8 protein-coding genes and 1 pseudogene are annotated in these 6,223 nt (G+C 65.8%); 6 read left to right on the top strand and 3 right to left on the bottom strand.

The window, feature by feature from the left end:
• Positions 1–55: 55 nt before the first annotated feature.
• Together P0R32_RS17890 and P0R32_RS17885 are read right to left on the bottom strand one after the other, a co-directional pair.
• A complete protein-coding gene (locus P0R32_RS17890; protein ID WP_276239764.1) occupies positions 56–1,198 on the bottom strand; it encodes an NAD(P)/FAD-dependent oxidoreductase in 1,143 nt (380 codons plus the stop codon).
• Positions 1,195–1,437 carry a sulfurtransferase TusA family protein gene (locus P0R32_RS17885; RefSeq protein WP_276239763.1) on the bottom strand — a complete coding sequence of 81 codons (243 nt, stop codon included), beginning with the start codon at positions 1,435–1,437 and terminating at the stop codon, positions 1,195–1,197. The genes P0R32_RS17890 and P0R32_RS17885 overlap by 4 nt, the downstream gene beginning before the upstream one ends.
• 318 nt (positions 1,438–1,755) lie before the next feature.
• Here P0R32_RS17885 and P0R32_RS17880 point away from each other — a divergent pair, with 318 nt between their 5' ends.
• The 6 genes and pseudogenes from P0R32_RS17880 to P0R32_RS17855 all read left to right on the top strand — a co-directional run bounded on the left by P0R32_RS17880 (position 1,756) and on the right by P0R32_RS17855 (position 4,991).
• Positions 1,756–1,905 carry a DUF7512 family protein gene (locus P0R32_RS17880; RefSeq protein WP_276239762.1) on the top strand — a complete coding sequence of 50 codons (150 nt, stop codon included), beginning with the start codon at positions 1,756–1,758 and terminating at the stop codon, positions 1,903–1,905.
• Between the two features lies 1 nt (position 1,906).
• Positions 1,907–2,938: a sulfite exporter TauE/SafE family protein gene (locus P0R32_RS17875; protein WP_276239761.1), complete on the top strand. Its 1,032-nt coding sequence runs from the start codon at positions 1,907–1,909 to the stop codon at positions 2,936–2,938.
• Between the two features lie 150 nt (positions 2,939–3,088).
• Positions 3,089–3,796, top strand: coding sequence for a type 1 glutamine amidotransferase (locus tag P0R32_RS17870; protein WP_276239760.1), 708 nt, complete (start codon positions 3,089–3,091; stop codon positions 3,794–3,796).
• Between the two features lie 144 nt (positions 3,797–3,940).
• Positions 3,941–4,165, top strand: a pseudogene (locus tag P0R32_RS17865) (GNAT family N-acetyltransferase); the annotation flags it as partial.
• A 104-nt stretch (positions 4,166–4,269) separates the two neighbouring features.
• Positions 4,270–4,449 carry a hypothetical protein gene (locus tag P0R32_RS17860; RefSeq protein ID WP_276239891.1) on the top strand — a complete coding sequence of 60 codons (180 nt, stop codon included), beginning with the start codon at positions 4,270–4,272 and terminating at the stop codon, positions 4,447–4,449.
• Between the two features lie 152 nt (positions 4,450–4,601).
• Positions 4,602–4,991, top strand: coding sequence for an ACT domain-containing protein (locus tag P0R32_RS17855; RefSeq protein WP_276239759.1), 390 nt, complete (start codon positions 4,602–4,604; stop codon positions 4,989–4,991).
• 49 nt (positions 4,992–5,040) lie between these two features.
• Here the strand turns inward: P0R32_RS17855 and P0R32_RS17850 are convergent, their stop codons facing one another.
• Entirely contained in the window at positions 5,041–6,171 is a 1,131-nt protein-coding gene (locus P0R32_RS17850) for a VIT1/CCC1 transporter family protein (RefSeq protein WP_276239758.1), read from the bottom strand.
• Positions 6,172–6,223 lie beyond the last annotated feature (52 nt).

The raw sequence follows: 6,223 nt of genomic DNA, 5'->3' as shown, positions 1-6,223 counted from the left end.
CTCGGCGATGGCGTCCGCGAGTTCGTCCCGGTGGACGGCTTCGGAGTCGGCCATCTTACAGTAACCCCCGTGCGGTCAGCCAGTACGACTCGTTGTACGCGAGCTTCGACCAGTGGAGCTTCGTCGACGGCGGCGCCGGCGACGGCGCGCGGTCGTAGCTGAACTCCACGAACGACGCCTCGTCCATCCCAGTCTCGATGAAACACAGCGTCTTGCCGTCGTACGTCGCCGTCGCGGGGCGGCCCCGGAGGTCGCTGGCGAGGCGCTGGGCGACGACGCCGGCCTGGTAGTGGGCGACGCTGCCGGCGTTGGGCACGCCCGTCGCCGCGGTGTCACCGAGCGCGTACACGTCGTCGGCGGCTTGCGCTTCCAGCGTGTGCTTGTCGACGTCGACCCAGCCGTTGTCGCCGAGTCCGGCCTCCGCGATCATGTCGACGCCGGCGTGGGGCGGGATCGAGACGAGCAGGTCGTACTCCAGTTCCGTCCCCTCCATCGACTCGATCGTCTGTGCGTCGGGGTCGACCGACTCGGCGTTGAAGAACGTCTCGACGTTGATGTCGCGTTCTTCGAACTTCGGCTGGGCCCACTCTGCGATCTGGGGGTTCCCGTGGACCCGGTTGATCGGGTAGGTGTACGTGATGTCGATGTCGTCGCGGAGCCCGCGGTCGCGGAACCACGCGTCGGCCATGAACACGAACTCCAGCGGCGCCGCGGGGCACATGTGGGGCGTACCGATCACGCTCAACACGAGGTGCCCCTCGGTGAACGACAGCAACTCGCGGAGCGCTTCGGCCCCCGGCTCGCTGTAGAAGTCGTGCCCGCCGTCGACGAGCCCTGGCACCTCCGCTGGCTGGAGCGTCGACCCCGTCGCGAGGACGAGGCGGTCGTACTCGACGGGTGCGTCGCCGTCGCGGACGGCCAACTCCTTCGCGTCGGTGTCGATGGCCGTGACCCGGTCGAGCACGAGGTCGATCCGGTCGTCGATCAGTTCCGAGAGCGCCCGTCTGCCGTCTTCGGGCTCGCGGAGCCCGAACGGGACGTACAGCCAGACCGGCTTGTAGACGTGCTCCGGGTCGTCGTTGATCAGCGTTACGCGCACGTCGCCCGCGTCGATCTCGGCGTCGAGCCGCTCGGCGAGGTCGTTCGCCAAGACGCTCCCCCCGGTTCCGGCACCGACGATGACGACGTGTTCGGTCATGCTTTCCTCACGAGGAACTCGTACCGGCCGTCTTCCTCGACCGTCTCGATCAGCTCGTTCCCCGACTCGTCGACCCACTCGGGGACGTCCGTCGTCGACTGGTCGTTGTCGCTCAGCAGTTTGATCACCGCACCCGACTCCGCCCGCTTGACTGCCCCGATGAGGTCCATCAACGGCCCTGGGCACGCAGCACCCGTCGCATCGACAGTCTTGTCGACTTCTGTCGCTCGTTCGCTCATTGTTACAGGTGGGTGTACGACGAGTGGCGTTGTTAGTATTGCGCTTGGTTCCCAATTTTTGGGCGTCGAATCCATCGGCTCTCAGTCGCGGCGTGATTGACCCTCCGGCGGGTTTGCACGCTCGAGACCCGTCACCGTCTTCCCGCGTTCGCCCGGCTTCGCCACTGTCGTAGCTACCCATAACTTACACATCCCTATCGGTGGGTTACACAGATACAGTATTGGACCACGATTGCAAAACCGTTATATCCGTCCTCCGGATACGGAGAGACGTGAAGATCACATGAGGCGCACAAGACTGCCCCGGGGTGGGGCCTGATGCTGGGGCTCGAGAGTCTGAGCGGGAACGCGCTCGCGGCGGCGCTGATCGGACTCGTTCTGGCCGAGGCTATCGTCCTGTACGTCGGGTACGGGCTGCTGGAATCGACGCTCGGAAAGCGAATCACCGATCTGCTCAGAGGTGTCTGAGATGGAGATTCTCGGCGTCGCGGTCGAACTCCTCGCGATGTTCGCGGGGTTCGGCCTGCTGATCGGTGTCCTGTTCGGGTTCTTCGGAATGGGTGGATCGTTCCTCGTCACGCCCGCACTCCTCGTGATGGGTTACGACGCGAACGTCGCGGTCGGTTCTGGCCTCGCGTTCGTGTTCGGTACCTCCGTCATCGCGACACTGAAGCACCGTGACCTGGGACAGGTCGACTACAAACTCGGGGTCTTGATGATCGCGGGCACAACTGGTGGGATCGAAGTTGGGAAGATCGGATTGGAGTACCTCCAACACATCGGACTCGCTGACAGCGTCGTCAGCGTCGCGTACGTGGGGCTACTCGGTTCGATTGGTGCGTTCGTCACCTACACCGCCATGAAGGGCGGTGGCGGTGGGATCTCCCACGACGTCGACGAGACTGACGACGACGCGGACGACATTCCCGCGATCGCTCAGAAGATCCAGTCGTATCACATCCCGCCGATGATCTCGGTGCGCGGGGGCTTCACCGTCTCGCTGTGGATGGTGCTCGCCGTCGCGTTCGCGACCGGGTTGTTGTCCGGGTTCCTCGGTGTTGGCGGCGGCTTCATCCGCATGCCCGCGCTGTTCTACCTCGTCGGGGTTCCTGTCCCCGTGGCGGTCGGGACTGACCTGTTCGAGATCGTCTTCTCGGGCGGGATTGGGTCGTTCCTGTACGCCCAATCTGGCGCGGTCGACCTCTCTATCGTCGTCCCGCTGCTGGCGGGCAGTGCGCTCGGTGCCCGCATCGGCGCGGGCGCGACGAGTCTGGTGAACGAGGACGACATCAAGGTGTACTTCGGCGTGATGCTGCTGCTCGGCGCACTCGCGGTCGCGGTCCGCCAGGTTGGCGGCTACCTCGGCATCGAGTTCTTCGACGTGGTCAGCCTCGTCATCATCCTCGGCGCAGCGCTGTTGGTGAGTGGTGCCGTCATCCTCAGCAGTATCCGCGAACTCCGCAACGAGTCGGCGTCCTCCGAGCCGACGACCGCCGACTGACGCGACGGCGATTCGGCTCCAGTCGCGTTCGGCGCACCGATTTCTGACCGGGGGATGTCTGAATCTCCCAGTGGTCGAGCGGGGAGAGGTGGTTTTGGTGTTGTGCAATTTTCACCAAACTATATCCGGCGTGCCAGCGTACACGTAACCATGAGCCAACGCATCGCGGTCGTCGACGCGTCGCTCGGAGACACGCCCGCTGAGGCAAATCTTCGTCGCGAACTCGACGCCGACGTGACCGTGTTCAAAGCCAGCGACGGCGACCTGCCGCCGTCGGTGTCCAGTCCGGACTGGCGGTTCGACGGCGTCGTCATCAGCGGCTCGCAGGCGGCGGTGTACGACGACCGCGAGTGGATCCACGAGTTGACCGACTGGTTCCGTCGCGTCCACGAGGCCGACGTCCCCGTTCTCGGAATCTGTTGGGGGCACCAGTTCGTCGCGCAGGCGCTCGGCGGGCGCGTCGTGGACATGCTGGAGTACGAACTCGGGTACGAGTCGATCTCGCGACTGGGAGAGGACCGGCTGTTCGATGGACTCCCGACTGAGTTCGTCAGCTTCGAGACCCACTCCGACCGGGTCGCCGAGGTCCCGCCGGGCGCGACGACGCTGGCGAGGAACGACGTGGGTGTGCAGGCGTTCCGCGTCGGGAGCGCCTACGGCATCCAGTTCCACCCGGAGTACGACCGACAGACCGCGGAGTGGGTGACAGAGGGCAAGGACCTCCCGGACGAGCGGATCCAGGCGGTCCTGGACGGGATCAACGACGAGAACGTCGCCACCGCCCGGGAGGCGAAGCGCGTGTTCGACAACTTCCACGCCATCGTCGCGGGACACCAACCCGTGCGGTCAAGGGTGTGACGCGCTGGTGACGGCGGCGAGACGGCATCGCGGTCGTACACAGGTGCGGCCCTCGGTAGTGGTCAAGACGAGACGGGACAGAGCAGGGCGCCACCGAACACGATTTGTACCACGGACCGCGTCTCCAGCGTCAGTGCACGATTCATGAAGGTACGACCGTTCACCCCGAGAGATGCCGACGCCGTCTTCGAGGTGCATCGACGTGCGTTCGGCGGGCAGACCGTGGAGTCGTACATCGTGCAGCGAATCCACGACGCTCGAAAGGCCGTGGTCTCGCTCGTGGCGACTGTAGACGACCAGATCGTCGGCCACGTCCTGTTCTCCCCGACGAGCGTAGACGACCACGGAGCGAGTGTCGAACTGGTCGGGTTAGGGCCGGTCGGTGTGCTACCAGATCGGCAGGGCCAGGGGGTCGGCTCGGCGCTGATTGGGGGATACAGCGGTGCCGGGAGGCCGGCGTCGACGCGGTGTCCGTGTTGGGCGACCCCGGGTACTACGCCCGCTTCGGCTTCGAACGGGCGAGCGACTACGGACTCGGCAACGAGTTCGGGGTCGACGACGAGTTCATGGTCTACCCGTTGCACGGAGGTGCGGTAGATGACGTAGACGGTGTCGTCACCTACCACCCGGCGTTTCCCAAAGCGGAGGAGTAGATCGTCCCGGGATCCGTGGATCCAGGCTGTTCGAACGAGACAGCCCACGGGACCACAAGTCGGTGACGGTGCTGTGGACGAGTCCACCGATGCACACACAGAGACGCACGGCGCCGGCCACGGTTATGGCCCCCGGCCGCGTCGGGCACGGAGTGGACGCACACGAGTATCTCGACGGTGGAACGGTGCGGGTCGCGCCGGAGACGTACGCGGTCTGTCGGCTGGACCCGGGGGCAACACCCCCTCCAACGGCGTTCGCGGTCCTGCGCGACGAGACTGAGACGACGGTCGTCGTCGACCAGGATGCAGGCGCCCCGGCGGCTGCGACGGAGGTAGCTCGCGACTGGCGGCGCCTCACCTTCGAGATGGAACTCCCGTTCGACCTCGTCGGCTTCCTCGCGCTCGTCGCCGGAGAGCTTGCCGACGTGGGCGTCTCGATCTTCGCGCTCTCGTCGTACTCGACCGACCACGTCCTCGTGAAGGAGGACGATCTTGCGACGGCGACCGAGCGGCTCGACGACCTCGGCCGTGTGGTGGTGTGACAGGCGGTGCGGAGACGCCCCGACGCGCCCAGCCACCCTCGAACACCGCTCAACCGACGAGCGTCACGCCGATCAGGCTCCCGACACCGTACGTGAGGATCGCGGCGGCGAGCCCGATGCCGACCTGTCGGAAGCCGGAGTACCACACGGACCGGCCGGTCAGAAGCGTGATCCCGGCGCCGATGACGAACAACGCCCCCGCGCTCAACACGAGACTCGCTGCGACGGCAGCCAGCCCACGGAGGACGAAGAACGGGAGGACCGGGACGATGGCACCGAACGCGAACAGCACGAACGAGGTGGCGGCGGCCTCCCACGCAGAGCCACCCAGCTCCTCAGGGTTGATGCCGAGCTCTTCGCGAGCGAGCGTGTCCAACGCCATCTCCTCGTCGGCGATCAACTGGGCGGCGACTTCTCGGGCGCGTTCCTCGGAGAGTCCTTTCGCCTGGTAGATGAGGGCCAGCTCTTCGGCCTCCTCTTCGGGGACCTCGGCGAGCTCTTCGGCCTCGATGCCGATCTGTCGCTGGTACAGTTCGCGTGAACTCTGGACCGAGAGCCACTCACCCATCGCCATCGACCCCGAACCAGCCAGCAGTCCGGCCAGCCCCGTGATCAGAATCGCCGTCGACTCCAGCGCGGCGCCGGCGACGCCCATCACGAGACTGAGATTCGAGACGAGCCCGTCGTTCGCACCGAGCACGGCTGCACGGAGCGCGTTTCCGCTGGTCGCACGGTGGCGACCTTCGAGCTGTGCGAGTGTCTCTCCCCGCGCACCGTCTCCAGGCGTCTCTGCGATGAGCGACAGCAACCGGTCGTGGGAGCGTTCGTCGGCGGCCAGTCCGGTTCCGGTGGTTTCCGGTTGCGTCGCGTAGTCACTCGCCCCCACTGCCTCACCGGCTTGCATCGAGGAGACGACGAACGCGGGGCCGAATCGACGGGCAAGCCACGCGAGCACGCTGGCTCGCAGGGTCGGGGCGACGTCTCCCGGCGTGTGGCCGGCCTCGCGAATCTTTTCGGCCCAGAATTCCGAGTGGGTCCGCTCCGTCTCCGCCAATCGCCGGTACACCGTCGCGATCTGGGGTTGCGATTCGGCGCCAGCCATCGCATCGTAGACGGTCGCGCTGTCGATCTCGTCTTGTCGATTTCGACGATATCGATCGACGTCCTCGGTACTCGTCATTGGTTGAACACATCGACAGCAGAGGACTTAGTGATAGAGTAGGACACGCAGA

The sequence above is a fragment of the Halobaculum marinum genome (genome assembly GCF_029338555.1).
GTDB lineage: Archaea > Halobacteriota > Halobacteria > Halobacteriales > Haloferacaceae > Halobaculum > Halobaculum marinum.
The sequence above is the reverse complement of the archived record's forward strand: the minus strand, read 5'-3'. Positions and strand labels throughout refer to the sequence as shown.

What these genes read in the sequence shown, in the direction of transcription:
- P0R32_RS17870 (WP_276239760.1), top strand. Translation starts at nt 3,089, where the DNA reads ATGAGCCAACGCATCGCGGTCGTCGACGCGTCGCTCGGAGACACGCCC.
- P0R32_RS17890 (WP_276239764.1), bottom strand. Translation starts at nt 1,198, where the DNA reads ATGACCGAACACGTCGTCATCGTCGGTGCCGGAACCGGGGGGAGCGTC.
- P0R32_RS17880 (WP_276239762.1), top strand. Translation starts at nt 1,756, where the DNA reads ATGCTGGGGCTCGAGAGTCTGAGCGGGAACGCGCTCGCGGCGGCGCTG.
- P0R32_RS17850 (WP_276239758.1), bottom strand. Translation starts at nt 6,171, where the DNA reads ATGACGAGTACCGAGGACGTCGATCGATATCGTCGAAATCGACAAGAC.
- P0R32_RS17885 (WP_276239763.1), bottom strand. Translation starts at nt 1,437, where the DNA reads ATGAGCGAACGAGCGACAGAAGTCGACAAGACTGTCGATGCGACGGGT.
- P0R32_RS17875 (WP_276239761.1), top strand. Translation starts at nt 1,907, where the DNA reads ATGGAGATTCTCGGCGTCGCGGTCGAACTCCTCGCGATGTTCGCGGGG.